This window comes from Agrobacterium sp. K11 (assembly GCF_059429395.1).
The window spans coordinates 489,562-514,915 of record NZ_JCAHRB010000003.1; the positions used below are offsets into that span (position 1 = coordinate 489,562).

Consider the following 25,354-nt stretch of genomic DNA (forward strand, 5'->3'; position numbering starts at 1 on the left):
ATGGTCCCTCTCCTGCTTCGCGAGCTGAAGCTATGTGACTGTCCCTACGGGTTCAACCATATAGATTCCCTGTCCCATTTGGAATTCGTCAAGATTGCATTTATTAGGCTTTTTGCACGGTAGTCTTGAACTTTATGATCAGACCGCGCTCATTCTCAACGGCCCGGAATTCGCCTATGCTCGTTTTCAGGGATTGTTGCATGGGGAGGATGCGTGCTTCCTGGGTGGATCATATTCGGTTCGGCCTTCGCTTATGTCCTGCTGCTGTTTGCGGTTGCAAGTTATGGGGACGGGAACAGCCGGAAAAGAAACGCTCCCAAAAAGGGGCGGCCGTTCGTCTATGCGCTTAGCCTGGCGATCTATTGCACCTCCTGGACCTATTTCGGCGGCGTCGGGCTTGCGGCGGACAAGGGGCTGGAATTCCTCGGCATCTATACCGGGCCGATCCTTGCCTTCACCATCGGCATGCCGATCATTCGCCGGATCGTGGAGCTTGCCAAAACCGAAAAGCTGACGTCGGTTGCCGATTTCATTGCCGCCCGCTACGGCAAGAACTCCACCGTGGCGATGATTGTCGCCATCATCGCGCTTGTCGGCGCCATTCCCTATATCGCGCTGCAATTGAAGGCCGTTTCCAGTTCGGTGGCGACGATGGTCGATCCCGGCGATTACGGCATTGGCAGCGGCAACCTCTATTTCCTCGATCTGCCGCTGCTCGTCACCATCGTCATGGCGGGCTTCGCCGTCATGTTCGGCACCCGGCATACCGACGCCACCGAACACCAGGACGGGCTTATTCTGGCGATTTCAATGGAATCGCTCGTCAAGCTCGTCGCCATGTGCACCGTCGGCTTTTACGTTCTGTTCGTCCTATTCGACGGCCCCTCGCATTTGTGGGAACTTGCGTCGGGCAATGAACGGGCCATGCGGGCCATATCCTATCACACGCCCATCAGCCGCTGGATCGTGATGACCCTGCTTTCCGGTTTCGCGATCATCCTGTTGCCGCGCCAGTTCCATGTCACCGTGGTTGAAAATCGCACGCCGGAAGAGCTGCGCATGGCGGGGTTCCTGCTGCCGCTTTATCTGATTGCGATCAACATCTTCGTGCTGCCGATAGCGCTTGCCGGAATTTTGGCGCTCGGCGCCAATGGCAACGCCGATCTTTACGTCCTGCAATTGCCGCTCGCGCATCAGATGCCGGTCGTTTCGCTGATTACCTTCATTGGCGGATTTTCAGCGGCGACCGCCATGGTGATCGTTGCCTCGGTCGCGCTGTCGATCATGATTTCCAACGACATCGTCATGCCGATCTTTTTGCGGCAGAAGCTGTTGAACCGCTCGCCGCACCGGGACAACTTTGCCAAAACGCTTCTCAACATCCGCAGAACAGCGATCTTTGCGGTGATGCTTCTGGGCTACGGCTACTACCGTGCGGCCGATAGTGCCACCGGGCTTGCCTCCATCGGCCTCCTGGCATTTGCCGCCATCGCCCAGATGGCCCCTGCCCTTTTCGGCGGGTTGTTCTGGCGGCGCGCCAATGCGCGCGGTGCGATTGCCGGTTTGAGTTCAGGCTTTTTTGTCTGGGCCTACCTGCTGTTTCTGCCAAGCTTCGGCGGGCCTGATAACTCAGAGGTCGCGGCCACCGTTCTCGGCTTCCTCTTTTCTGGCAGTACGGTCTTTAACGGTCCCGAGGCCGACCCTTTTGTGAACGCGGTCATCCTCAGCCTGCTCGTCAACAGCATGGCTTTCGTGCTTGGCTCGCTTTCACGCAACCCACGACCCGTGGAGCGCATCCAGTCCGGCATCTTCGTGAAGCGCCATTCGAAATCACAATTCGCCACGCGCGGCTGGAAAACCCGCGTCAGCGTCGGCGATCTCAAAAGCGCGATTGCCCGTTATCTCGGTGAAGAGCGCATGCTGCGCTCATTGGCGACCTATGAAAAGACGGCGGGCAGGAAGCTCAATGACGACCAGCCCGCCGACATGGCGCTGATCCATTTCTCCGAACAATTGCTGGGCAGCGCCATCGGCTCCTCCTCAGCCCGCCTCGTGCTTTCGATCATTCTCCAGAAGGCGGAGGACACCAGCGCCGACACGGCCTGGCTGCTGGATCAGGCAAGCGAGGCGCTGCAATATAATCAGGACATGCTGCAAACGGCGCTGGCGCAGATGGACCAGGGCATCGCCGTTTTCGACAGCTCGCAGCAGCTGACGATCTGGAACCGGCGCTTCCGCACCCTTCTCGATCTACCTGAGCAATTCGGGCAGGTGGGGCTGCCGCTGACGGACATCGTTTCCATGCTGCAGGAGCGCGGCGACATGCCGCCGGGCGACACGGAACAGCTGATCACCAGTTTCCTGACCATGGACCTGCCTTTCTCGCTGGTGCTTGGCGGCGGCGAGCGCATCATCGAAGTGCGCTCCAACACCATGCCGGACAAGGGTATCGTCGCCACATTCACCGATATCACGCAGAGAGTGGCGAGCGATCAGGCACTGAAACAGGCCAATGAAACGCTGGAGCAGCGTGTGGCGGAACGAACCGTCGAGCTTACCCGCGTCAACCGCGAACTTGCGGAGGCAAGGGCATCGGCCGACGAGGCGAATATCGGCAAGACACGGTTTTTCGCTGCCGCTGGCCACGATATCCTCCAGCCGCTGAATGCCGCGCGGCTTTATTCCTCCTCGCTGGTCGAGCGGCTTGGCGCCTCGGGGGAAAGCGATCTCGTCCAGAACATCGATTCGGCGCTCGAGTCGGTAGAGACCATTCTCGGCGCGGTGCTCGATATTTCCCGCCTCGACACGGGTTCGATGAAAGCGCGCATGACATCGGTGCCGCTGAACGAGCTGCTGAAACGCATCGAAACCGATTTCGCGCCCATGGCGCAGGAAAAGAATCTCGATCTCGTGGTCATGCCCACCTCGCTCACCGTCCGCTCCGACCCCAACCTGTTGCGGCGGCTGATACAAAACCTCGTCTCCAATGCCATCAAATACACGCTGAGTGGCAAGGTCATCGTTGGCGCGCGCCGCCGGGGAGGCGATGTCGTCATTCAGGTGACGGATTCCGGCATCGGCATTCCCGCATCCAAATTCCGCACGGTTTTCAAGGAATTCGCCCGGCTGGATGAGGGTGCAAAAACGGCCTCCGGCCTCGGACTTGGTCTTTCAATTGTCGACCGGCTGTCGCGCATGCTGCACCATCCGGTACAGCTGATTTCCACACCCGGAAAAGGTACGACATTCCGTATCCACCTGCCGCGCGAGGCAGACCGCCTGACGCCAGCCAAGGCCGCTGGCGGGATCACCAATCCGGTGGCGAGCGACCGGCTTGCCGGCGTCAGGGTACTCTGCATCGACAACGAGCCGAAAATCCTCGAGGGCATGACGTTATTGCTGACGGGATGGGGCTGTGAGGTGTTGCCCGCAGGTTCGGTGGCCACACTCGAAGAACCGTTCCTGACAATGTCAGCGGCGCCGGACGTCATCATTGCCGATTATCATCTCGACGACGGCGACGGTATCAGCGCCATCCGCCTGATCAGGACATTCTACGGCAAAACGATCCCTGCCCTGCTTGTGACGGCGGACCGCAGCCCTGAAGTGCGCAGCGATGCGGAAAAATACGGGATTTCCGTCCAGCATAAACCGGTCAAACCGGCCGCGCTGCGGGCCTATATCAACCAGATATCCAGCACGGCCAGCGCGGCGGCGGAATAAAAAAACTCCCGGACCTTGCGATCCGGGAGCTCTTCGACTTTCAAAAATTCCAATGTCAGGCTGCGCGGCTCAGTCGATCCTGGCCGGTCGCCGAGCCCTGCTCCATCTGAAAACGCTGAACCAGATCGAGCAACGCTTCCACTTCGCCCGACAGCACCCGGCTGGCTGCGCTCGACTGTTGGGCAAGAGCCGCGTTCTGCTGGGTCATCTGGTCCATCTGGTTGACGGACCCGTTGACGTTGTGGAGCGCGGAGGACTGATCCTGCGTCGCCGTCGCGATGGTTTCGACATGCTGGCTGACGGCGACAATCTGATGGCTGATGGCTGAAAGAACCGTGCCCGCTTCCTGCACCAGCTTCGATCCGGAACTCACCTCATGCGTTGACTGGTTGATGAGCTGCTTGATTTCACGTGCCGCATCCGCGGAGCGTTGTGCAAGTTCACGCACTTCCTGCGCCACGACCGCAAAACCTTTGCCCGCCTCGCCCGCACGCGCAGCCTCGATGCCGGCATTGAGGGCGAGAAGGTTGGTCTGGAACGCGATGTCATCGATGACCTCGATGATCTGCTCGATCTTGCGCGAGGCGTCTTCGATACGGCCCATGGCGTCCACGGCATTGCTGACGACCGAACCGGAACTGTCGGCGCTCTGTTTGGTGATGCGGACGGCTTCGTTGGCTTCACGCGCCCGCTCGGCCGACGATCTGACCGTTGCGGTGATTTCCTCGACAGCCGCTGCCGTCTCTTCCAGCGAGGCCGCCTGATTCTCCGTGCGCTTCGACAGATCGACCGACGATTGCTCGATTTCAAAACCGCTATGCTGGATGACCAGGGTGCGCTCGCGGATTTGCCCCAGCGCATCGCGCAGGTTGAGAAGGGATTCGTTGAAGTCCGTGCGCAGACGATCCAGACGGCCGTTAAAGGGTGTCTCGATCGTGCGGCTCAGATCACCGCGCGAAAGCCTGCCGAGGCCGGACGCGATCTCGCTAACTGCGAATTCGATCTGGCCGTCCAGCTCCTGCTTCTCGGCATCGTTGCGGTGACGCTCCGATTCCGCCACGGACCGTTCCTCGGCGCTTTTGCCCTCGATCGCGAGTTTCTCAAGCGCATTCTCGCGAAATATCACGAGAGCGCGGGCGATGTTGCCGAATTCATTGGTATTGGTGGCATAGGGGATCGGCGTATCGAGATTGCCGTCCGAAAGGGACTTCACCGCATCGGTAAGCTTGCCTAGAGGCTGCAGGGTGCGCCGGATGACGAAATAGGCGAGCAATCCCACGCCAACCATGGCGAGCGCGCCACAGATCAGCATCAGGTCGCGCAGGCCGAAAATCTGGGCTTCGTAGACGGCCATGGGAACGCCCACGAAAAGAATACCGACGGTTGCTCCTGACTTGTTGAGAACCGGCATGTATCCGGTCATGTAATTGGTGCCGAAAAGCGTGGCGGCGCCGAAATAACCCTCACCCTTGGAGACCTTTTCGAAAGCGGGATGGTCGGTGGCGAGCTTCGTGCCCGCTGCTCTCTCGCCCTTTTCGTTCTTCAGATTGGTGGTCATGCGAATATAATCGCCGGCCTTGGCTTCAAAAACCGTCGCGATGCCGCCATTACCGGCAGCCGTGCGGTCGACGAGATCATTGTCGCGCAGTGTCCCGATGCTGGCGCGGCCGATACTCTTGAGCTCTCCATCCACCATTTCGAGGGCCACGCCGCCGACCTTCATCTCGTAAAGGATCGCCATGCCGCGCATCGCGCTGTGCGTGTCACGCAGCGCAGTGGTGATGATATTGTCCTTCAGGCGAATGTATGTCGAAAAACCAACTGCCGCGACGCTGAGCGCAATCAGGCCGATCGTCAGCACGACGACCTTACCCGCAACGGACTTAAAGAGCCGGTTGTGCATGAAACAGTTCCCCAAAACCAAACTTATAAAAGTTCTAGTTGGCAACTGTTAAAAAAACGCGAAGTACCGATAGCAGCTTTTAGGGCGGATTACACAAGCCGCGCCGGCGCCTGCCGGCTTACAGGGACGGGAAAGCCCGCCCCCTCAATCAATGGATATAGCCGAGCCGGATGGCCTTTGCGATCGCCTGGATACGGTTGACGGAATCGAGCTTGATCGTCGCTGAACCCAGATAGGCGTTGACGGTGTGTACCGAAAGCCCGAGCTTCACCGCGATTTCTTCGCTGATACGGCCATCACCCGCCAGTTGCAGACAGGCGATTTCCCTTTCGCTCAACGCTTCAGACGGTGCCACCTTGCGCTCATCCAGCGCCAGCATATCGACCATGATCTCGCAGCATTTGATGTGCTGTTCGATGACGACCTCGTTGTCGAGAACGAGGTTGCTGCCACAGAAAACGATGTAGCCGTTGCCGATCGTGCCGAGCCGCACCGGCAAAGCCAGTCCCGCATAGGGCAATGTATCGTTCTCGATCCGGCGCATCAAAGCCGGCACGTCAGGAAGATCGGCAAAACCGCCGGCATTCTTGTTACGCCAGATGACCGGCAGCAGCGATGTCTCGATATGATCCAAAAGAATATCGCCGACCGCGCGGATGAACTGCGCGCTCTGTTCGGCGGCATTCATGCCCCAGTTCTCCAGCTCGCAGGTCAGCTTCTTCTTGTTGGGAAAGCCGGAGGCGGCAGCCTTCGTCACCACGAAATTACGTGCGCCGACCAGTTTCTGCATGGCGACCAGCTTCGGAAACAGATCCGACCGGCTTGTCACAACAGGGCTGCGGTAAAACATACCGCTGCTTTGACTCGTACCCTCATTATCTTTCGTCTGTACCATGGGTCCCGACCATCTATACGAGGTTGTTGCGCACGGCGTAGGCGATTGCCTCCGAGCGGGTTTTCGTCGCGGTTTTCCGCATCACACTTGTAATGTAATTATTGATCGTATTGCGCGAAATGCCAAGTATCATCGCAATTTCGTCGCTTGTCTTGCCTTCCGCGATCCAGAACAGGCACTCAAGCTCACGTTCTGTGAGGTCGATGTCCCGCACGGCCTTTGCTTCGCTGGCAATGCCGAAGCTGACGCAATAGCCGGTCAGAAGCGCGATTTCGCGCAGACGATCCGGCGAAGGAACCGAGTGTTCAGGAAACAGCAGCAGAAGCGAAAGACGAATGCGGCCCACACAGAAGGAAAGCGCCGAATATTGCCGGTCGATGCCGAAAGGGACAGAAACGTCGTCCGGAAGAACAAGCAATCGCGGCTGCAGAAGCGAAAGGCACTTTTCCATTTCGCTCGATCTGTTCTGGCTGTTGGCGAGTTCGGCACCAAGCCTGCGCACCAGATCGAAAGGCCAGTCGGATGTGATGATGAATTTCAGTCCGGTTTCTTCGAGAAGATCCTCCCGCGCCAGCAGATAATGCGAGGCGCCGGCGTAGGTTACGAGCAGATCCAGCGCGCCTGAAACGTTGCCGGCAGCGGCCGAGGCTGCGACGTTCTTGGCAAGCTGGTCGCGTGGCAAGGGCTTACCCATGCCCTCCATAGGCTTGGCAGACAGCCTGCGGATATCAACATCGACTTTCAATCGCCTACGCCCTCTTGCTCCCAATGGGGAGATTATACCTCGGGATGGAATCATTCCATTCGAGAAGCTTACCAAAATGGGATGGTGAGCCCCCGGAGACCGAATCACTTCATTTTATGGAACGGACTGGGATTTGCCATTACCTGACACCAGCCTTTCCACGTATTTCCTTGTTCGTCTATTCCTAAAAAACATACTGAAAAGCTGACCAATCCATAAACGGCATTCTCAGCCTATTCCCAGCAAACTGTATCGTTGCTGAATTTTTTGTAAACAGTGTCCCAAAGCGGGAATGCGACCGCGCGCGGCGCCAAGATACCAAAGAACCCGGAAATGCGCAAAAGGCCGGGATAACCCCGGCCTTTTTCAAAATCATGCAGCTTTTTCCACTGCCCATTTGCGAAGTATCTTGGCTGCGCGTTCTTCGCTGATTTCCACCATGCGGGAGAGCCTGCGCTCCGGTCCTTCGCGAACCCGGCGGTTGAAGGTGCCTTCGCTGTCGCCGCCCGCCAGAAGATCGTCGGTGCTGTCGAAGCCGAAATCCGCCCCAAACCCTTCCATGAGACCACCAGCACCTGCATCCATGCCGGGAGAGAAATCCGGCAGTTCGAGGCCTGCGGTCTCCTGGCTGATCTGGCCTGCTGCCGCGCCGTTGCCAGTGACCGTACGAACCAGAGGGCGTACACCGAGCCAGACGACGAGGAAAGCAACAGCGACGAAGGCGAGCGAGTTGATGATGCCTGCCGAATTGCGGCTGAGCACTTCCATGATGCCCGGCCCGCTTGCGGCTTCGTCGAGCAGCTGCGTTTCGAGGAAGTCCATCGCCGTCAGCGTTACGATATCGCCGCGATCGGAGGAAACCCCCGCAGCCGAGGTGACGATCTTCTGCATTTCGGCAAGATAGGCGTCGATCTTGGCCTGATCGACGGGTTCGCCGACCATCTTGGCGATGCGACCCTTGTTGACGACCACGGCGACCGAAATCTTCTCGACGGTATAGCCATTCTTGACGGTGGCGACCGTTTTGGAATTGATTTCGTAGTTGGTCTGCTCTTCCTTCTTGGCAGACTGGTCGGAAGACTGCGGGCCACCTGCGCCGCCCTGGGGCGCTGCCTGCGGTACGTTCTGTTCCACGGTCGCGGCCGTATCGGGCTGCGTTTCCTGGGATTTCTGGTCTTCCTTAACGGTGCGGACGGAGCGCTCGACGCGCGATTCCGGATCGTAGACGGTTTCCTGAATCTGCCGGCTGTCGGTGTTGAGCTGCGCCGTCACGCTGGAGCGGAAATTGTCCATGCCGAGAAAAGGCGCCAGCGCCTTGTCGATATTGGTGGTGATTTCCTGTTGAACGTTCTGCGCCAGCGTCAACGAGCGGTTCATGGCGGCGTTGGTGACGTCGTCACCGGAAGCGAGAAGCTGGCCGGTGGAATCGAGCAGCGTCACGTCATCGACTTCAAGGCCGGGAACGGCCGAGGCGACGAGATGACGGATGGAAGCGGACGCTTTGCGCCCGGCGGTGGCATTGGCTCGAATCATGACCGATGCGGTGGGCTTCTGCTCACCGCGGCGGAAATTACCGACATCCGGCATGACGATATGGACGCGTGCGGCCGCAATTCCGTCGATCTGCTGAATGGAGCGGCTGATCTCACCCTCAAGCGCGCGAACCCGGGTCACTTCCTGCATGAAGGAAGTCAGGCCGAGAGAACCGACATTGTCGAAAAGCTCATAACCGGCATTGGCACTGTCAGGCAGGCCGCGCTCGGCCAGAAGCAGCCTTGCCTTGCTGGTGAGGCCGACCGGAACCTGGAGGCTGGCGCCATCCGTTCCAACCTGAAAGTCCAGCCCCGCTTCGGCGAGTGCAATGCTGATCTTGTTGAGGTCGCTTTTTTCAAGTCCCACATAAAGGGTCTCGTAAGCGGGACGGTTCACGTAAAGTGCTGCTGCAAGGATAATGGCCATGGACAAAATGCCCACGCCGCCCAGCATCAACAACCGTGTCTGACCCAGCGCCGCGAAATTCTTCAAGACCTGAGGGATTTGATTTAACAGATTCATTCTGTTCCGCACCGTCATTCATAGAGTCCGAGACCTTTTGGCCCCGTAATGACAATAGGGTGCGAAGCTTGCGCGAGCGTTGCCTTTATCCGCAATCCGCGAAAGGAAGGGAACCGCCAGATGAATGCTGTCTAGAACAGATCGAAGTCGCCGGCGACCTTGTCCAGCGGCTGCGAATGGCCGTGGCGGATGGCTGCGCCCAGCGCCTTTTGCATTTCTGCCAGCTTGACGAGGCTGAGCGCGGTCGAGACATCCACGATCCAATCACCGGGAATGGAGCCGGTGACGGTATCGATGAACTCGGCAAGGCCGCGGGTTTTCTGGACGGCAAGGTCGATGCCCTGCAAGAGCTTGACGCCGTCGCTGGACAATTCGCCGCTTGTCGCTTCCAGCAGTTGCGGCTCGATGCGCTCGATCAGATAGGCGACATCGTGCAGTTCCGATACCACGCGCATCAGAACGTCGGGCAAGGCTTCTTCGAACGGAGTGGTGCCGGTGTTGTTTGCAATCTGCATTGGAAACTCCGTGACTAGAAAAATTCGATGTCGTTGGCGACGGGCTTGGGGGCCGGCACCGGACGCGTTTCCATGGCGACCGTCTTCTGGGTTTCCGCGCCGCTCAGCGGATGCTGTCGTGCACGGCCCGAAACCGGCCAGAACTCGATCTTGCGGCCATGATCCCCGCCCGTGGAGGAGCTGATGACCGGTATGCCTTCATCCTTCAGAAACTGCATGGCAAAGATGGCGTTCTGCTCACCGACATTGGAGAAGCTGGCAATCGTTTTTGCGCCGCCGAAAACCTTCGCCTCCAGCCGGTCGCGGCGTGCGCCCTTCTTCAGAAGACCGTTGATCAGCAGTTCCATGAGATGCACGCCATAACGCGTCGCATCCCCACCGGTCACGTTGCCCGTTCCCGGCAGCAGGAAGTGGTTCATTCCTCCAATGCCGGCAACGGGGTCTCTCAGACAGGCGGCCACGCACGAACCGAGTATCGTCGTCATGACCACGTCGGGATCGCTGACAACCTTGTACTCGCCCTGAATGATATGTACGCGCTTGGCCGCAGCTTCAATCATTTCAGCGATCCGAAAACCGCTTCGATGGCTGCGCGCATCTTGTCGATGGTGAAGGGCTTGGCCAGCACGTTGTTTGCGCCGAGCTGCGCTGCCTTCTGCACCAGCGCACGGTCGCCCTGTGCGGTGAGGATGATGAAGGCCGCCTTTTTGAGGGTCGGGTTGGCCCGCACGGCGTGCAGGAAACCGAGGCCGTCCATCTTGGGCATGTTGAAGTCGGAGATAACGAGATGATGGGGCTGCTGCTCCATGATCTTCAATCCCTGCTCGCCGTCGCCAGCGGCAGTGATCTGCTTGAAGCCGAGCTGTGTCAGCGCATCGCTGAGCAGCAGCCGGCTGGTCACCTGATCGTCGACGATCAGAACTTTGATCTTTTCTGCGAGAGACATTAGTCAGCACCTTCTTTGCGGGCAGTGGTTAGTTTCAGGATTTCTTCGCCGATTGAGGCCAGCGGCAATTGCAGTTCAACGGCGCCAAGTTCAAAGGCCACTCTGGGCATGCCGTAGACGACACATGTTTTTTCGTTCTGGCCGACGGTTCGCGCACCGGCATGCCGCATTTTCAGCAGCCCGGCCGCGCCATCGCGGCCCATGCCGGTGAGAATGACGCCGACGGCGTTGCGTCCGGCAAGCTCGGCGACCGAATCGAAAAGCACATCGACCGAAGGGCGATGGCCGTTGACGGGATCGCGCTCGATAAGCCGGCAGCAGGGCGCGTTACGATTGGAAATCTGCAAATGGCGTTCACCGCCCGGCGCAAGGTAGATCTTGCCGGTCTGCAGGCGCGCCCCATCGGTCGCCTCTTCCACGACGGGTGCGCAGATGCGGTTCAGCCGTTCCGCGAAACTCTTGGTGAAAGTCGGCGGCATGTGCTGGGTGATGACAGTCGGCGGACAATTGGCCGGAAACTTCTGGAGCACGGCAATCAGTGCCTCGACACCGCCAGTGGAGGAGCCGATGGCAACGACTTTGCGGCCGGCGCGATAATCGCTGACCGGGGACGGCTGGGCTGCGACAACGGGTTCCGGGCGCGCCGCGCGGTAGGCTGCGTGTTGCGACCGTGCGGCGGCCTTGACCTTGTCGGCCAAGTCGCCGAAGGGGCGCGCATCGCCTGGAGCCGGCTTGCCGACACAGTCGAAAGCACCGATTTCAAGCGCGGCGAGCGAGGCATCCGCGCCGCGGTGCGTCAGGGACGAGACCATGATGACCGGCATCGGCCGCAGTCGCATGATCTTTTCGAGAAACTCGAGGCCGTTCATTTCCGGCATCTCGATGTCGAGCGTCACGACATCGGGATTGAGTTGCTTGATGGCGGCGCGCGCTTCCATGGCATTGCCGGCCTGCCCAACCACCTCAACCTCCGGATCGGCCTTGAGGACGGCGGAAATCAGGCCACGCATGGTGGGGGAATCATCGACGACGAGGACCCGTGCGAGTGCGCTCATGCCTTCCTCCCGGACGTGTGACCAATGTAGCGGTAGGTGGTGATGCCGGTATTGTCGAACAGGTTCTTGGCGTCGCCGGACACTCTTTCGGAATGGCCGATGTAAAGATGACCGCCTTCCGGCAGCAGGCCTGCAAAACGCGTCCAGATACGCATCTGGGTCGGCTCGTCGAAATAGATGACGACGTTGCGGCAGAAGATGACGTCGAAATTGCCCTTGAAGGGCCATTGCGTCATCAGGTTCAGTTCATTGAACGTGATGAGGCGCTTGACCTTGTCATCGATGCGGAACTTGCGGCGACCGCCGGCATCAACTTCCGTGAACCATTGCTTGCGCATGGCGGGAGACACGGTTTCGAGCGCGTTGTCATCGTAAACGCCTGCACGGGCCTGCGCCAGGATCTTCGGATCGATGTCGGTCGCCAGAATCTTGAAATCGTAGTCCGCCGCATTGGGAAACATGGCGAGCACGGTGAGCGCAATCGAATAGGGCTCCTGCCCATCGGAACAGGCGGCCGACCAGATGCGGACGCGCCCGCCAGTCTTTGCCCTTGCAATGAGGCCCGGCAGGACCTCGTCGCGCAGGTGTTCGAAATGGTGGTTCTCGCGGAAGAAGCGCGTGAAATTCGTCGTCAGGTGCGACAGCATTTCGCGGCGCGCAGCCGCTCCATCGGGCGATGACACCAGTGCGCAATATTCCCGAAACCCGGCCAGTCCGAGATTGCGGATATGCTTGGACAAGCGCGAATAGACCAGCGACGCCTTGGTGTCGTTGAGATAGATGCCCGCATCCGCGTAGATCATCGCAGCGATCTCCGACAAATCGCGTCTCGTCAGCGGATATTCGCCGCTGGCAAGAACGTCATCGGGAGACTGTCGCTGATCGCTGAGATTAAGTGCTGCCATTGGATATCCGCCTTCAACCCGTCGCCGCGAGTGACATTTCCTGTTTCAGTGGCTGCCCGCGCGAAGCGCTGACGATGGCGTCGACATCCAGAATGAGCGCAACGCGTCCGTCACCGAGAATGGTGGCGGCGGCAATGCCTGGAACATGGGTATAGTTGGCTTCCAACGACTTGATGACGACTTGGCGCTGGCCCTGGATCGCATCGACCATCAGGGCGCGCTGGCCGCCGCCTTCCGATTCCACCAGAAGCGCCACGCCTTCCACAGGATCGGCCTGGGTCGGACGGAAGTTCAGAACGCGTCCGACATCGACCAGCGGGCAGAAAGAGTTGCGGATGGAAATCAGCCGCTGGTTGGCGCCGAAGGAGTGAATGTTCTTCGCTTCCGGCTGCAGGGTTTCCACGATTGCCGTCAACGGAACCACAAGCGTCTGCCCGGCCACGGTTACCACCATGCCGTCGAGAACGGCAAGCGTCAGCGGCAGGCTCATGGTGAAGGTCGAGCCAAGACCGGGGCGCGAGGAGATGTTGATGCGGCCGCCGAGCGCCTGAATGGAACGCTTGACCACATCCATGCCGACGCCACGGCCGGAAATGTCGGAAATCTTGTCCGCGGTAGAGAAGCCCGGCGCGAAGATCAGATTGTCGATCTCCTCATCGGTGAGGTTCGCATCGGCGGCAATGAGATCATTGTCGATCGCCTTCTGGCGAACACGCTCGCGGTTGATGCCCGCGCCATCGTCCTGAAGCTCGATCAGGATGCGGCCCGACCGGTGCTTGGCCGAAAGCTTGATGGTGCCTTCCGGGTTCTTGCCAGCGGCTTCGCGTTTTTCCGGCGTTTCGATGCCGTGGTCCACCGCATTGCGGATCATGTGCGTCAGGGGTTCGGCCAGCTTGTCGATGACCGTCTTGTCGACTTCCGTGTTCTCGCCTTCGGTAACGAGGCGGATCTGCTTGCCGATCATGTCGGCAACTTCGCGAACGATACGCGACATGCGCTGGAAGACAGGCTTCACCGGCTGCGCACGGATCGCCATGACGCTGTCCTGGATTTCGCGCGTCAATTGCTGGAGTTCGTCGAGACCCATGTTGACGGCAGACGTGCCGCTCGCATCGTTTTCGATGACGCTCTGCGACAGCATCGCCTGATTGATGACAAGCTCGCCGACGAGGTTGATCAGGCGGTCAACACGGTCGAGATCGACACGGATGGTCTGGCCGGCGCTTGCATTGGCCGCGGCATTGGCATTCGCCTGCGCTGCGGCCGGCGCTGCCGCAGCCTCACGCTTTTCGATGGCGGCGTTGACGCTCTGGGCGATCTGCGTCGTTGCGACGGCAGCCTCGACGACTGCGGCAACGTAAGGCTCTTCGGCCCCGGCGGTCACAACGGCCGGTTCCCCTTCCGCATCACCGTCGAGAGCCGACAGGTCGAACGGAACCGGGATCATCGGCAGCTCTTCCGCATCCGCAGCGGTTTCCGAAAGAATCGGGGTGATTTCGAGATCGCAATCCCATTCGGCGAATTCGAAGACGCTGCGGATACCCTCTTCACCCTTGTCGGTCGAGATCGAAACCGTCCAGGAGAAATAGGACGCTTCTGGATCGAGCTTGTCGAGCGAGGGTAGTTCCGACAGGTCGCAATTGACGCTCATCTCACCGATGCGCGAGAGATCGCGCAGGAGAAGGGCTGCTTCATTGCCTTTCGAATAAAGCGATGCGTGCGGCTTGAAGTTTATCTGGAAAGACGGCGTCTCCATCAACGGCGTCGTTTCATCGGCAAAGTCCGAGAAGGAGAACGGGATCGGCTCGAAACCGCTATCGTCCGTCGGCTTGGGCGCAACGGGTTCCGGCATCTTTGCGACAACCGGCGCTGCCACCGGCGCGGATGCGTGGACGGTTTCGCCGTTGGCCAGGGCTTCCAGTTCCTTGACGAGGCCACGGGTGCGGCTTTCGTCGACGCTGCCGCCGTCTCTTGCCGCATTGGTCAGGTCCGCCAGCACGTCGGCGGAACGCAGCATGACTTTCAGGACGTCCTGTGTCGGTTCCAGCTTGTTGGAGCGAACGCAGTCGAGGGTCGTTTCAAAAACGTGGGCGAAGGCCACGAGATCATCCAGACCGAAGGCACCCGCCCCGCCCTTGATGGAATGAACGGCACGGAAAACGGCGTTGACGGTTTCCGGATCACGGTCACCGTCATTCAATTTAAGAAGCCCCGATTCCAGTTCCGCGAGTTGTTCCTCGCATTCCTGGAAAAAGATTTCCTTGATTTCGTTCATATCCATCGTGAAATGTCCCGTATCAGGCAGTTACGCGTTCAATGGCATCGATGAGCTTCGCAGGATCGAACGGCTTGACGATCCAGCCGGTCGCACCGGCCTGACGGGCGCGGTTCTTCTTCTCTGCGTCGCTTTCGGTCGTCAGAACGAGGATCGGTATGGCCCGGTACTTCTCGTTGCGACGCACACCCTCGATGAAGCCGAAACCGTCAAGACGGGGCATGTTGATATCGGTCACGATGACGTCGGGGTTGCTCTGCTCCAGCACTTCGAGACCCTCAATGCCGTCTTCGGCCTGAATTGTCTCGAAACCGGCATTGTTGAGTGTGACCAGGAGCATGTTCCTGATCGTTCTGGAATCATCCACGGTAAGAACTTTTTTCTTCACTTCTTGATCTCCTTCAGGAGCAAATGATCGATTTCGACGCCTATCAGTTTCATGGTCTTGTCGAATGCATCGGACACTCTGGCAAAACCGAACGGCTTGCCATCCTCTTCCCAGGACTTCGCACCGGCCATCAGGACCTGGGCGCAAAGCGCACCGATACGTTCCACCTCGGACGCATCCACCGACAAAGGTGCTCCTCTCAGCGTCATCAGCTTGCCGTGCAGCGCCGATGCCTCGTTGAGATCCAGCACCGGTGACAGTTTCAGCGTCGCCTCAGCTGCTTTTCTGGCTGCCATTACATGACTCCTTGGCGTCTGAATTGTTGGTAATCCTGGCCGTAATCCGTGCGGTTATCCACACGGGCCACAAATGATGTGTCCTGCCGAGCCGTAGCGGCAACAGCTGCCGCCTGTCCCTGACGGGCAATGCGGAATTCGCGAATAGTGCGGCCGAGTTCCAGAATGACAGTGTGAAGCGTATCGGCCTCCGAGGAGCCATTGCCCATATCGGCAAGGTTCCGGTCGGCCTGTCTTTGCTGTTCACCGATGTCGGCAGCGACTGATTGCAATTCGCCGGCGTGCTCTGCCGCGTGCCGGGAGACCTCAGTGATCATGTCGTTGATGCCGGATACCTGCCGGACAACACCGCCGATTGCGTCCTGCGTGCGGTTGACCATGTGCACGCCGCCTTCGACCTGCTTTTTCGTGGAGCCAACGAGGCTTTTGATCTCTCTTGCAGCGTCTGCGGAACGCTGGGCCAATGCCCGGACCTCCTGCGCGACAACGGCAAAACCGCGTCCGCTGTCACCGGCGCGTGCTGCCTCGATGCCGGCGTTGAGGGCGAGAAGGTTCGTCTGGAAAGCGATCTCGTCAATCGTGCCGATGATCCGTCCGATCTGCTCGGCGGATTGCTCGATATCCGACATGGCGTTTATCGCCTCGCCGATTGCCTTGCCGCTTTCGACCGCCGCCTCACGGGCATGGGAAACCGCCGTCTCCGCCGCCGAAATGCGGGCGCCGTTTTCGGCCACATCCCCGATCATCGTCTGGATCGCACGGGAGGTCTCGGCAAGGGCTGCGGCCTGCTGGCGGGAGCGCTCCGCCATGGAACGGCCAATGTCGGCAAACCGCGCGCTCAGCGCCTCGGCTTCGCCGATGCTGTTTTGCGCCGATGTCAGTGACGCGCCAATCGTCTCGAGTGCGGCATTGAAAGTGGCAGCAACGTCGCGGTAGGCGTCGGGCACGTCGCCGCCGATGCGGGCCTGCAAATCGCCTGCGGCAAATGCCGTCAACGCTTCGCCCAGCAACCTTGCGGCTTCAGAGCGGTCATTGTCACGCTGTTCTGCCAGTTCCCGGCCATGGCGCAGGCGCAATTCATTGAAGCGCAACGATACGGCAATCTCGGTATCGACCATCACCAGACGGACGACGTTCTTGACGGCTTCCGCCAGTTCGCGGCTCTTTTTACGGTTGCCGGGCAGGATGGAGCGCGGCGCGTGCTCAGTCACCAGACCGCCCAGAAGATGTTCCAGAACGACGGCATGGCTGGCGATCTGCCAGCGAGGATCGAGACCCATGCGACCGGCATTGTCGGAAAGCACTTTCACCCGCTCGGCATAAAGCCCATCGAAACGCGCATCGGTCAGCACGCTCCAGTGCGAGGATTGCAAATCGTGCAGGCGGTCGAGCTGGTTTTCGCTTTCGAAAGACGGCGAACAGTCCGGCATAGACTGGAAACGGTTCATCACATCGCGCAGGCCAGCCTTAACGTAAGGCTCCAGCATGCTGCGATAATTGCGCAGGAAATCGGATTGCGTCTCGTCGAGGCCGGCAAAGCGCAACCGCCCCGCCAGGCTTGCGCCTGCCGATCTCCGCGCTTGTTCTGATGGCAAGTCCTGCCCCAACCGACGACCCCAATAATATGACGGCCGGTAAAACCCGGCCAAATGGCAAGGTTCAGAACGCCAGCACCCTTAAGGGGGATTTTTGAACGAACATACCCATCGCGGACGATGCGGCATCGACGCTTGCCTGACCTTCTTGAACCAAGAAACGAAATACCGGATCGGGCCCGGTACGGCAGTGCGGCGTCATGCCTGGAAGGGGAGATAACCCCATTCCGCCGTGGAAATACCATCAATCTTTATGGTTAATTCCTTGCTTGAAAGTTAAGAAACATCAGCACCGGCGTCAAACGGTAAAATTTGTAAAAGCTTTTAGCCATTGTCGCCCCTACTTTGCCGCAAACGGGCAAAAACGAAAAGGAATCGGACGCGACGGGCGGTTTTTCCAGCCTGTGCGCTGGACAAGCGTGTCCGCCTTCCCCTAAAACAAATCAACGGGATATTCGCTCAGCGGTGATGCTTTAGAGAGACCTTTACGATCAAGGAGACGCCAACTTGTTACGGATGGAGAAATGCCGCTGTTCAAGGCGCCATCCGCAAGTGTTGATCGGTCTTGTGGTTGCGAGCCTGCTCGTCATCATCGGCTTTCAGGCGCCATCCGGCATCAAGGCAATCTCAAAGACCAGCCGTCTGGAACGATTGCAGACGGCTGACCTAAGCCACTCCCCCTCGCCTCGCGATAAGGACTGCACCACCGGCGACGATCACGGCTGCAAGGCTCACAACGGTGCTCCGGGGCTTCGCCCCGTCGGTTTTCCCTCGACCATCCTGCGGATCGTGGCTGACGCCAAACCGGCCGTCACGCCTGTTGCCATCGCGCCACAAACTTTCCGAGACTTTGCGAACGTGGTTCCAAGAGCACCTCCGCATATTATCTCTTAGTCATTCCGGCGGTCCTCATCATTCGGTTCCTTGCGAACCTTGAGGGATCGGAGTCGTCGGAAACCCGCCGTAGGCTCCAATTCCAGAGAGAAAACCGCCGCCGCATATGACACTTGCAACCGTTCTACCATTTATTATCGCATTGCCGTTCGTCGGCGCACTCATAACGGCCTTCATGCCGCGCGAAGGCGCGGCCGCAAGCGCGGCCTACGTAGCTAGCGCCGTAGCCCTCTTCGGCCTGGTCGGCAGCATCCTTCTTTATCCAAATGTCAGTGGCGGTGGCGTGCTGAAATACGATGTGGAATGGCTGCCGCAGCTGGGGCTTAATTTTACCCTGCGGCTGGATGGCTTCGCCTGGATTTTCGCGATCCTCATTACCGGCATCGGCCTGCTCGTGGTTCTCTACGCCCGATATTACATGTCGGCCCAGGACCCTATTCCACGGTTTTTTGCCTTTCTGCTCGCCTTCATGGGCTCGATGCTCGGCATAGTGCTGTCCGGCAACGTCATTTTGCTGTCGATATTCTGGGAAATGACCAGCATCTTCTCGTTCCTGCTGATCGGCTACTGGCACCAGAATGCCGGCGCGCGCGATGGCGCCCGCATGGCGCTGACCGTGACCGGCATCGGCGGCTTCAGCCTGCTCGCCGGGCTTCTGATACTCGGCCACATGGCGGGAAGCTACGATCTGGACAAGATCATCGCGGCCGGTCCCGATATCCGCGCCCATTCCCTTTATCTGCCCGCACTTATTCTCATCCTTGGCGGCGCGCTGACGAAAAGCGCACAGTTTCCGTTTCATTTCTGGCTGCCCAATGCCATGGCGGCGCCCACGCCCGTTTCCGCCTATCTGCACTCGGCCACCATGGTGAAGGCCGGGGTTTTCCTGCTGGCGCGGTTCTGGCCGGTGCTGGCAGGCACGCCGGAATGGTTCTGGCTGGTGGGTGCTGCAGGCGTCATCACCCTGCTGCTCGGCGCCTACTTCGCCATGTTCCAGCAGGACCTGAAAGGCTTGCTCGCCTATTCCACCATCAGCCATCTGGGGCTCATTACCACGCTTTTGAGCCTGGGCAGCCCGCTTGCGGCGGTTGCAGCGATCTTCCACATGGTCAACCACGCCACCTTCAAGGCATCGCTGTTCATGGCGGCCGGCATCATCGACCATGAAACCGGCACGCGCGACATGCGGCGGCTGAGCGGGCTTTACACCTATATGCCGGCAACCGCGACGCTCGCCATGGCGGCGAGCGCTGCAATGGCCGGCGTACCCCTGTTCAACGGCTTCCTCTCCAAGGAAATGTTCTTTGCCGAGGCCGTCGAAACCCACGCAGACTCGCTGCTCGACCGGGCTTTGCCATACGTCGCGACGTTGTCAGGCGCCTTCGCCGTCGCCTACTCGCTACGCTTCATCCACACGGTCTTCTTCGGCCCCAAGCCGGTTGACCTGCCGAACCCCAATCCGCATGAGCCGCCGCGCTGGATGCGTTTCCCGATCGAGTTCCTGGTTTTCGCCTGCCTGATCGTCGGCATCGTTCCGAGCCTGTCGATCGGCCCGTTCCTGCATTCGGCTGTGCTTTCCGTTCTCGGTCCGCAAACGCCCGTCTACAGCCTGTCGATCTGGCACGGTTTCAACCTGCCGCTCATCATGAGTATTGCGGCACTCGGCGGCGGCGTTGCCATCTATGCCCTGCTCGGCGGCTATTTCTCCCGCTGCGACGACGGCCCGCCGATCTTCCGGCATCTTCGGGGACAGCGCATCTTCGAGCGCATTCTCGTCACCGTGTCCTGGAAGTGGGCGCGGTGGCTGGAAAGCACGCTCGGCACCCGGCGCCTGCAGCCGCAGCTGAGGCTTCTGATCCTCGTGGCGCTTCTTGCCGGTTTCTCGCCGCTTTTCCTCTCGGAATTTTCATTGTCGCTGCCGCGCGTGACGTCCTTCGATCCGATCTTTGCCATTCTGTGGCTGATCGGCATGATCGCTGCGCTGGGTGCCGCCTGGCAGGCGAAATATCATCGTCTCGCCGCACTCATCATGCTCGGCGTCTCGGGCCTTGTCACCTGCCTCACATTCGTCTGGCTTTCTGCACCCGATCTCGCGATCACCCAGTTGCTGGTCGAAATCGTGACCACCGTTCTGATCCTGCTCGGTCTCAGATGGCTGCCGAAACGCTTCGAGAAGGTGGACAGCAGCGATGAATTGCCGGCGCAGCTTCGCCGCGCCCGTGACTTCCTGCTGGCCGCAGCAAGCGGCATCGGCATGTCCGTCATCGCCTATGCGGTCATGACCCTGCCCGTGCCGAACGCCATCGCGACCTATTTCCTCGAGCGCGCTTATTCGGAAGGCGGCGGCACCAATGTCGTCAACGTCATCCTCGTCGATTTCCGCGGCTTCGACACGTTCGGCGAAATCGCGGTGCTGGCGATCGTGGCGCTGACGGTCTTTGCGCTGCTTCGCCGTTTCCGCCCTGCGCATGAAAGCATCGGAGTGCCGGAACAGCAGCAGATGCAAAACGCCTTCGATGCGGAGCGGCCCGACCGCAGCAAGGGCGATACGGTGCGCGACTATCTCTATGTACCGTCCATCGTCATGCAATGGATGTTCCCGGTTATCGTCACCTTTTCGATCTTCCTGTTCATACGCGGCCACGATCTGCCCGGCGGCGGCTTTGCGGCCGGCATCACCATGGCAATCGCGTTCCTGCTGCAATATCTCGCCGGCGGCGCGCGCTGGGCGGAGGATCGCATCCGCATCCTGCCGCTGCGCTGGATGGGCTTCGGCCTTCTGATGGCGGCGGCAACCGGCATGGGGTCATGGTACTTCGGCTATCCGTTCCTGACCTCTTATTTCCAGTACACGGAGATACCCTATATCGGCAAAATGCCGACAGCATCCGCCTTGCTGTTCGACCTCGGCGTCTTCTCGCTGGTCGTCGGCTCCACCGTTCTTATTCTTATAGCACTGGCACACCAATCGTTGCGTAACTACCGCGTTCGCACGCCTGAAGCCGCAAAAGTGGAGGACGTGTAATGGAACTCATTCTTTCAATCGGCATCGGCATCATGACCGGCTCCGGCGTCTGGCTGATCCTGCGCCCACGCACTTATCAGGTCATCGTCGGGCTTTCGCTGCTGTCCTATGCCGTCAACCTGTTCATCTTCGGCGTCGGCGGCATCAAGACCAATGCGCCGCCGGTGCTGGTAAACGGCGTCGACAGTTCCACGCTTGCCGACCCCGTGCCGCAGGCGCTGGTGTTGACGGCAATCGTCATCGGCTTTGCGACGACTGCGCTGTTCCTCGTCGTGCTTTTGGCCGCCCGGGGGCTTACCGGCACCGACCATGTGGACGGGAGGGAATCGAAATGATGTCGTTCCCCTTCCACATCGTCATCGCGCCCATTCTGGTGCCGCTGATCACCGCAGCCCTCCTGTTGTTCTTCGACGAGCGCCAGCGCGTGGCGAAGGCCGCCATCAGCCTTGCCTCGACCGTGATATTGCTTGTTGTCGCCATCCTGCTGTTCCGCGAGGTGAACTCGACGGTCAATACCGAGATTGCGGCGGTGGTTTCGAGCGGGGTCTATCTGCTCGGCAACTGGCCGGCGCCCTTCGGCATCGTGCTCGTTGCCGATCGCCTCTCCGGGCTAATGGTGCTTTTGACGGCACTGCTTGCCATTCCCTCGCTGATCTATTCGCTGGCGAAATGGCATAAGGCAGGCGCGCATTTCCATTCGCTGTTCCAGATGATGCTGATGGGCGTCAACGGTGCTTTCCTGACCGGTGACCTCTTCAACCTCTTCGTTTTCTTCGAGGTTATGCTCGCGGCATCCTATGGTTTGCTGTTGCATGGCTCCGGTCAGCAGCGCGTCAAGGCCGGGCTGCATTACATCGCCATCAACCTCGTCGCCGCATTGTTCTTCCTGATCGGCGTCAGCCTCATCTATGGCGTCACCGGCACGCTGAACATGGGTGACCTTGCCCACCGCATCGACGGCCTCAACCCGGACCAGCGCATGCTGCTTGAAACCGGCGCTGCGGTTCTCGGCATCGCGTTCCTGGTCAAGGCTGGCATGTGGCCGCTGAATTTCTGGCTGCCTTCCGCCTATGGCTCGGCTTCAGCACCTGTCGGCGGGCTGTTTGCTATCATGAGCAAGGTCGGCATCTATGTCATTGCCCGCCTGTCCTTCCTGCTTTTCGGGCAGACGGCCGGGGAATCGGCCGGTTTTGGTCATGATGCCCTGCTTGTCGGCGGTATCGCCACCATCATCTTCGGCGCCATAGGCGTTCTTGCCTCGCAGGCGCTTGGGCGGCTAGCCGGGTTTTCGGTTCTGGTGTCCTCAGGAACGCTTCTCGCCGCCATGGGCACCGGCAATCCCACGGTTGCAGCCGGCGCGCTCTATTATCTCGTCAGTTCCACACTCACCATCAGCGCTTTCTTCATGCTGATCGAACTGGTGGAACGCGGGCAGGATGCCGGCGCGAACGTTCTTGCCGTAACCATGGAAGCCTATGGCGAGGGCGAAGAGGAGGAAGAGGAGGAAGAAGTCGGCGTGACCATGCCCGGCACCATGGCAGTGCTCGGGGCGTGTTTTGCAGCCTGCGGCATTCTCCTCGCCGGTCTGCCGCCGCTCTCGGGCTTCATCGCCAAATTCTCCATGCTGACCGCCATTCTCAATCCTTCAGGGCTGGGTGCCAATGACAGCGTCTCCACCCTTTCCTGGTGGCTGGTCTTCCTGATTGTCTTTGCAGGTTTCGCCTCTCTGATCTCGATGACCCGCGCGGGGATCCGCACCTTCTGGGCCTCCCTCGAAGGCACAGTACCGCGTGTTCTCGTCATCGAAATAGCGCCCATCATGCTGCTGCTGGGACTGACACTCGCCATGACCGTGCAGGCGGGGCCGGTGATGCGCTACATGCAGGAGACGGCGCGTATTCTCGATCTGCCGGCCAGCTACATTCAGGGCGTCATTTCCGCCCCAAGAGCGGGAACCAATCCGGAGGCGCAGCCATGATAAGCCGTGTCCTGCCCTATCCGCTGCTGACGGTTTCGCTGATCATCTTCTGGATGACGATCAACAGCTTTTCAGCCGGACATCTGCTGCTAGGCACCGGTGTGGCCCTCATCGCCTCCTGGGCTATGGCGTCGCTCCGGCCGGCAAAACCGCGCATCCGCAACTGGCACAAGCTCGTCAAGCTGATCGCGATCGTGCTTTACGACATCGTCCTGTCCAATATTTCCGTCGTGAAGATCATTCTGTTCCAGCGCGAGAGAGACCGCAAATCCGGTTTCCTCGCGGTGCCGCTCGATATTCGCGATCCGATGGGATTGGCCGTTCTGGCGACAATCCTCACCTCGACACCGGGAAGCGCCTGGCTCGAATATAATTCCAGCCAGGGCACGCTTCTGCTTCATGTTCTCGACGATGAGGATGAGGCGGCCTGGATAAGCCTCATCAAGAACCGATATGAAAAACTTTTGATGGAGATATTCGAATGAGTTCGATTATCCTTTTCTGGTCCTTTTCGCTCGCGCAGCTGATGCTCGCCATTGCCATGACGATTTCCGTTTACCGCATCGCCATCGGCCCGCGCGCCCAGGACCGGGTGCTCGGCGTCGACACGCTCTATGTCAACGCCATGCTGCTTCTCTTGACCTTCGGCCTGCGCACCGGCAACGACATCTATTTCGAGGCCTCGCTGCTCATTGCGATCCTCGGCTTCGTCTCCACCGTTGCCCTTTCCAAATTCATGATGCGTGGCGAGGTGATTGAATGAACAATGCCGCAGAATTTCCGCTCTGGGCCGCCATTCTGGTGGCGTTCTTCGTCCTTCTGGGCGCCTCGCTGACGCTGATCGGCACCATCGGCTTTGCCAAGCTCAACAGCTTCTACGAGCGCCTGCACGCACCGACGCTCGGCACCAGCTGGGGCACCGGCGGCATCGTCATGGCCTCCATCATCTATTTCTCCGTCTCCGGCGACCGCTTCGCCTTCCACGAGATCTTCATCGGCATCTTCGTGACGGTGACGACGCCAGTGTCGCTGATGCTGCTGGGGCGTGCCGCACTTTATCGGGACCGGGCGGAGCAGAATACGGATAACCGGGAGCATCTGTAGCACCGCGGACTCAGAAGAGTTTTGCGTGAATTACCTTCCTGAAGGTCAAGGAAACTCTCCTGCGACGGGTCTTATCCGATGATCCACTTGCGGGCAGCTTTCCGATTGTTGGACAAGTAGGCAGACGTAACGCATCGAGTTACATCGTCCGCGCTAAAAAACCGATGACAACGGAAGCAATCTAATCTTGCCAGCGCGGAGGAGGCAACACGCATTCAATTCAGGAAAAAATGAAATTAAGAAGAATGGTGCCCGGAGGCGGATTTGAACCACCGACACGCGGATTTTCAATCCGCTGCTCTACCAACTGAGCTATCCGGGCACTTCAGGTCCTTGAAGAACCTCCGCTTTTGGCGGGCGGGGCTGTTTGGTGCCCCGAAAGTGAGCGGGGTTATAACATCTTGTTCGGACATGGCAAGCGCCATAGCGAAGTTTTTTGACAGTTTTTTCACGGCGCCTGTGGATGGCTGGAATACATGCGCTGTGAAGGCCTTATCGTGGCTGGAAACGCGCTATCGGCGATACGCCAGACCTGATCGACATCAGTCAGGTGGCGGATTCAGGCGCGGCTGATCAGGGCGAGCGGCGGTTGGGCGGCTTGCCCCTTCCCTGCGCCGTGCGGCAAGTCCAAGCGCAAAAGGCACCACGGCCACCAGAGCCGCCATGACGGGTGAGGACGCGAAGATGCGGCTGGCAAGCGAGGTAACGGCAACGGAGCGCACAACCATCATCAGGCGCGAATTCTCGTGGTCTTTCTCGTGCCTGAGATCTGTCGGTTTGTGGCGGGTTGGATGGGACGCCGATTCCAGCTTTTTCACATCGCGGCGCAGCTTTTCCAACTGTTTGCGGAGTTCGTCCAGTTCCGCGCGTATCGACTGGTCCACCGTAGCGGAAGCACGCGCCTCTCGGACAGTGGGCTTTTCTGCCTCTTTCTCCGCAGCTTCTTCATCAAGTTCAGCCAAGTGGTCGTCAAGGTCCGATGGTTTGTCGAAACCATGGGATCGCAGCGATGTCTTCATTGCAGTCTCCTGAAGTGTCCTGAATTGCTGCACCGGGC

22 protein-coding genes and 1 tRNA gene are annotated in these 25,354 nt (G+C 59.4%); 8 read left to right on the top strand and 15 right to left on the bottom strand.

Annotation, left to right across the window (positions count from 1 at the left end; translation table 11 throughout):
* Window positions 1-213: 213 nt before the first annotated feature.
* Window positions 214-3,723, top strand: coding sequence for a PAS-domain containing protein (locus AC5SEO_RS07595; protein ID WP_174067988.1), 3,510 nt, complete (start codon window positions 214-216; stop codon window positions 3,721-3,723).
* Between the two features lie 55 nt (window positions 3,724-3,778).
* Here AC5SEO_RS07595 and AC5SEO_RS07600 read toward each other — a convergent pair whose 3' ends face one another.
* From AC5SEO_RS07600 to AC5SEO_RS07660, 13 genes are all read right to left on the bottom strand, one after another.
* A complete protein-coding gene (locus tag AC5SEO_RS07600) occupies window positions 3,779-5,626 on the bottom strand; it encodes a methyl-accepting chemotaxis protein (RefSeq protein ID WP_065703805.1) in 1,848 nt (615 codons plus the stop codon).
* A 148-nt stretch (window positions 5,627-5,774) separates the two neighbouring features.
* The gene (gene visR / locus AC5SEO_RS07605) at window positions 5,775-6,476 is read right to left on the bottom strand and encodes a transcriptional regulator VisR (protein WP_003515015.1); all 702 of its coding nucleotides are present in this window, start codon (window positions 6,474-6,476) and stop codon (window positions 5,775-5,777) included.
* 58 nt (window positions 6,477-6,534) lie between these two features.
* Window positions 6,535-7,266 (bottom strand): transcriptional regulator VisN, encoded by a 732-nt coding sequence (visN, locus tag AC5SEO_RS07610; protein ID WP_003515014.1) that lies wholly within the window; start codon window positions 7,264-7,266, stop codon window positions 6,535-6,537.
* Between the two features lie 372 nt (window positions 7,267-7,638).
* Window positions 7,639-9,321 (bottom strand): flagellar basal-body MS-ring/collar protein FliF, encoded by a 1,683-nt coding sequence (gene fliF, locus AC5SEO_RS07615; RefSeq protein WP_003515013.1) that lies wholly within the window; start codon window positions 9,319-9,321, stop codon window positions 7,639-7,641.
* 131 nt (window positions 9,322-9,452) lie between these two features.
* Window positions 9,453-9,836, bottom strand: coding sequence for a chemotaxis protein CheT (gene cheT / locus AC5SEO_RS07620; protein WP_003515012.1), 384 nt, complete (start codon window positions 9,834-9,836; stop codon window positions 9,453-9,455).
* A gap of 14 nt (window positions 9,837-9,850) precedes the next feature.
* Window positions 9,851-10,396: a chemoreceptor glutamine deamidase CheD gene (gene cheD / locus AC5SEO_RS07625; RefSeq protein ID WP_003515010.1), complete on the bottom strand. Its 546-nt coding sequence runs from the start codon at window positions 10,394-10,396 to the stop codon at window positions 9,851-9,853.
* A complete protein-coding gene (gene cheY2 / locus AC5SEO_RS07630; protein ID WP_003515008.1) occupies window positions 10,393-10,782 on the bottom strand; it encodes a chemotaxis response regulator CheY2 in 390 nt (129 codons plus the stop codon). The genes cheD and cheY2 overlap by 4 nt, the downstream gene beginning before the upstream one ends.
* On the bottom strand, window positions 10,782-11,837 hold the full coding sequence (gene cheB, locus AC5SEO_RS07635) for a protein-glutamate O-methylesterase CheB (protein ID WP_495363811.1): 1,056 nt from the start codon (window positions 11,835-11,837) through the stop codon (window positions 10,782-10,784). Before cheB ends, cheY2 begins: the two co-directional genes overlap by 1 nt.
* A complete protein-coding gene (cheR, locus tag AC5SEO_RS07640; RefSeq protein WP_019564320.1) occupies window positions 11,834-12,742 on the bottom strand; it encodes a protein-glutamate O-methyltransferase CheR in 909 nt (302 codons plus the stop codon). Before cheR ends, cheB begins: the two co-directional genes overlap by 4 nt.
* Window positions 12,743-12,755: 13 nt before the next feature.
* Complete coding sequence (locus AC5SEO_RS07645; protein WP_111799298.1) at window positions 12,756-15,023, bottom strand: chemotaxis protein CheA; 2,268 nt, start codon at window positions 15,021-15,023, stop codon at window positions 12,756-12,758.
* A gap of 16 nt (window positions 15,024-15,039) precedes the next feature.
* Window positions 15,040-15,405, bottom strand: a complete 366-nt coding sequence (gene cheY1, locus AC5SEO_RS07650; RefSeq protein ID WP_003493773.1) for a chemotaxis response regulator CheY1 — start codon at window positions 15,403-15,405, stop codon at window positions 15,040-15,042.
* Window positions 15,402-15,701, bottom strand: a complete 300-nt coding sequence (locus tag AC5SEO_RS07655) for an STAS domain-containing protein (RefSeq protein ID WP_013635450.1) — start codon at window positions 15,699-15,701, stop codon at window positions 15,402-15,404. The genes cheY1 and AC5SEO_RS07655 overlap by 4 nt, the downstream gene beginning before the upstream one ends.
* On the bottom strand, window positions 15,701-17,308 hold the full coding sequence (locus tag AC5SEO_RS07660; protein ID WP_013635449.1) for a globin-coupled sensor protein: 1,608 nt from the start codon (window positions 17,306-17,308) through the stop codon (window positions 15,701-15,703). The genes AC5SEO_RS07655 and AC5SEO_RS07660 overlap by 1 nt, the downstream gene beginning before the upstream one ends.
* Before the next feature lie 504 nt (window positions 17,309-17,812).
* Between AC5SEO_RS07660 and AC5SEO_RS07665 the strand changes: the two genes are divergently transcribed.
* The 7 genes from AC5SEO_RS07665 (at window position 17,813) to mnhG (ending at window position 24,297) form a co-directional block, all read left to right on the top strand.
* Entirely contained in the window at window positions 17,813-18,190 is a 378-nt protein-coding gene (locus tag AC5SEO_RS07665) for a hypothetical protein (protein ID WP_112682624.1), read from the top strand.
* Between the two features lie 106 nt (window positions 18,191-18,296).
* Window positions 18,297-21,215, top strand: a complete 2,919-nt coding sequence (locus AC5SEO_RS07670) for a monovalent cation/H+ antiporter subunit A (protein WP_495363812.1) — start codon at window positions 18,297-18,299, stop codon at window positions 21,213-21,215.
* Window positions 21,215-21,550, top strand: a complete 336-nt coding sequence (locus tag AC5SEO_RS07675) for a Na+/H+ antiporter subunit C (RefSeq protein WP_003514993.1) — start codon at window positions 21,215-21,217, stop codon at window positions 21,548-21,550. The genes AC5SEO_RS07670 and AC5SEO_RS07675 overlap by 1 nt, the downstream gene beginning before the upstream one ends.
* Window positions 21,547-23,193, top strand: a complete 1,647-nt coding sequence (locus tag AC5SEO_RS07680) for a monovalent cation/H+ antiporter subunit D (RefSeq protein ID WP_003514992.1) — start codon at window positions 21,547-21,549, stop codon at window positions 23,191-23,193. Before AC5SEO_RS07675 ends, AC5SEO_RS07680 begins: the two co-directional genes overlap by 4 nt.
* The gene (locus AC5SEO_RS07685; RefSeq protein WP_003514990.1) at window positions 23,190-23,678 is read left to right on the top strand and encodes a Na+/H+ antiporter subunit E; all 489 of its coding nucleotides are present in this window, start codon (window positions 23,190-23,192) and stop codon (window positions 23,676-23,678) included. The genes AC5SEO_RS07680 and AC5SEO_RS07685 overlap by 4 nt, the downstream gene beginning before the upstream one ends.
* On the top strand, window positions 23,675-23,956 hold the full coding sequence (locus AC5SEO_RS07690) for a K+/H+ antiporter subunit F (protein WP_003514989.1): 282 nt from the start codon (window positions 23,675-23,677) through the stop codon (window positions 23,954-23,956). Before AC5SEO_RS07685 ends, AC5SEO_RS07690 begins: the two co-directional genes overlap by 4 nt.
* Window positions 23,953-24,297, top strand: a complete 345-nt coding sequence (gene mnhG, locus AC5SEO_RS07695; RefSeq protein WP_003514988.1) for a monovalent cation/H(+) antiporter subunit G — start codon at window positions 23,953-23,955, stop codon at window positions 24,295-24,297. Before AC5SEO_RS07690 ends, mnhG begins: the two co-directional genes overlap by 4 nt.
* Before the next feature lie 246 nt (window positions 24,298-24,543).
* On the opposite strand, the gene AC5SEO_RS07700 is transcribed toward mnhG, so the two are convergent.
* Together AC5SEO_RS07700 and AC5SEO_RS07705 are read right to left on the bottom strand one after the other, a co-directional pair.
* Window positions 24,544-24,619 (bottom strand) — tRNA-Phe (locus AC5SEO_RS07700).
* Window positions 24,620-24,839: 220 nt separating this feature from the next.
* Entirely contained in the window at window positions 24,840-25,316 is a 477-nt protein-coding gene (locus tag AC5SEO_RS07705; RefSeq protein ID WP_065658359.1) for a hypothetical protein, read from the bottom strand.
* Between the last annotated feature and the right edge of the window lie 38 nt (window positions 25,317-25,354).

Coding starts and splice junctions, on each gene's coding strand:
- AC5SEO_RS07655 (WP_013635450.1), bottom strand. CDS start 15,701: ATGGCAGCCAGAAAAGCAGCTGAGGCGACGCTGAAACTGTCACCGGTG.
- AC5SEO_RS07675 (WP_003514993.1), top strand. CDS start 21,215: ATGGAACTCATTCTTTCAATCGGCATCGGCATCATGACCGGCTCCGGC.
- visR (WP_003515015.1), bottom strand. CDS start 6,476: ATGTTTTACCGCAGCCCTGTTGTGACAAGCCGGTCGGATCTGTTTCCG.
- cheR (WP_019564320.1), bottom strand. CDS start 12,742: ATGGCAGCACTTAATCTCAGCGATCAGCGACAGTCTCCCGATGACGTT.
- AC5SEO_RS07645 (WP_111799298.1), bottom strand. CDS start 15,023: ATGGATATGAACGAAATCAAGGAAATCTTTTTCCAGGAATGCGAGGAA.
- mnhG (WP_003514988.1), top strand. CDS start 23,953: ATGAACAATGCCGCAGAATTTCCGCTCTGGGCCGCCATTCTGGTGGCG.
- cheD (WP_003515010.1), bottom strand. CDS start 10,396: ATGATTGAAGCTGCGGCCAAGCGCGTACATATCATTCAGGGCGAGTAC.
- cheY2 (WP_003515008.1), bottom strand. CDS start 10,782: ATGTCTCTCGCAGAAAAGATCAAAGTTCTGATCGTCGACGATCAGGTG.
- cheB (WP_495363811.1), bottom strand. CDS start 11,837: ATGAGCGCACTCGCACGGGTCCTCGTCGTCGATGATTCCCCCACCATG.
- AC5SEO_RS07680 (WP_003514992.1), top strand. CDS start 21,547: ATGATGTCGTTCCCCTTCCACATCGTCATCGCGCCCATTCTGGTGCCG.
- cheT (WP_003515012.1), bottom strand. CDS start 9,836: ATGCAGATTGCAAACAACACCGGCACCACTCCGTTCGAAGAAGCCTTG.
- AC5SEO_RS07670 (WP_495363812.1), top strand. CDS start 18,297: ATGACACTTGCAACCGTTCTACCATTTATTATCGCATTGCCGTTCGTC.
- AC5SEO_RS07665 (WP_112682624.1), top strand. CDS start 17,813: ATGGAGAAATGCCGCTGTTCAAGGCGCCATCCGCAAGTGTTGATCGGT.
- AC5SEO_RS07600 (WP_065703805.1), bottom strand. CDS start 5,626: ATGCACAACCGGCTCTTTAAGTCCGTTGCGGGTAAGGTCGTCGTGCTG.
- fliF (WP_003515013.1), bottom strand. CDS start 9,321: ATGAATCTGTTAAATCAAATCCCTCAGGTCTTGAAGAATTTCGCGGCG.
- AC5SEO_RS07690 (WP_003514989.1), top strand. CDS start 23,675: ATGAGTTCGATTATCCTTTTCTGGTCCTTTTCGCTCGCGCAGCTGATG.
- AC5SEO_RS07685 (WP_003514990.1), top strand. CDS start 23,190: ATGATAAGCCGTGTCCTGCCCTATCCGCTGCTGACGGTTTCGCTGATC.
- AC5SEO_RS07705 (WP_065658359.1), bottom strand. CDS start 25,316: ATGAAGACATCGCTGCGATCCCATGGTTTCGACAAACCATCGGACCTT.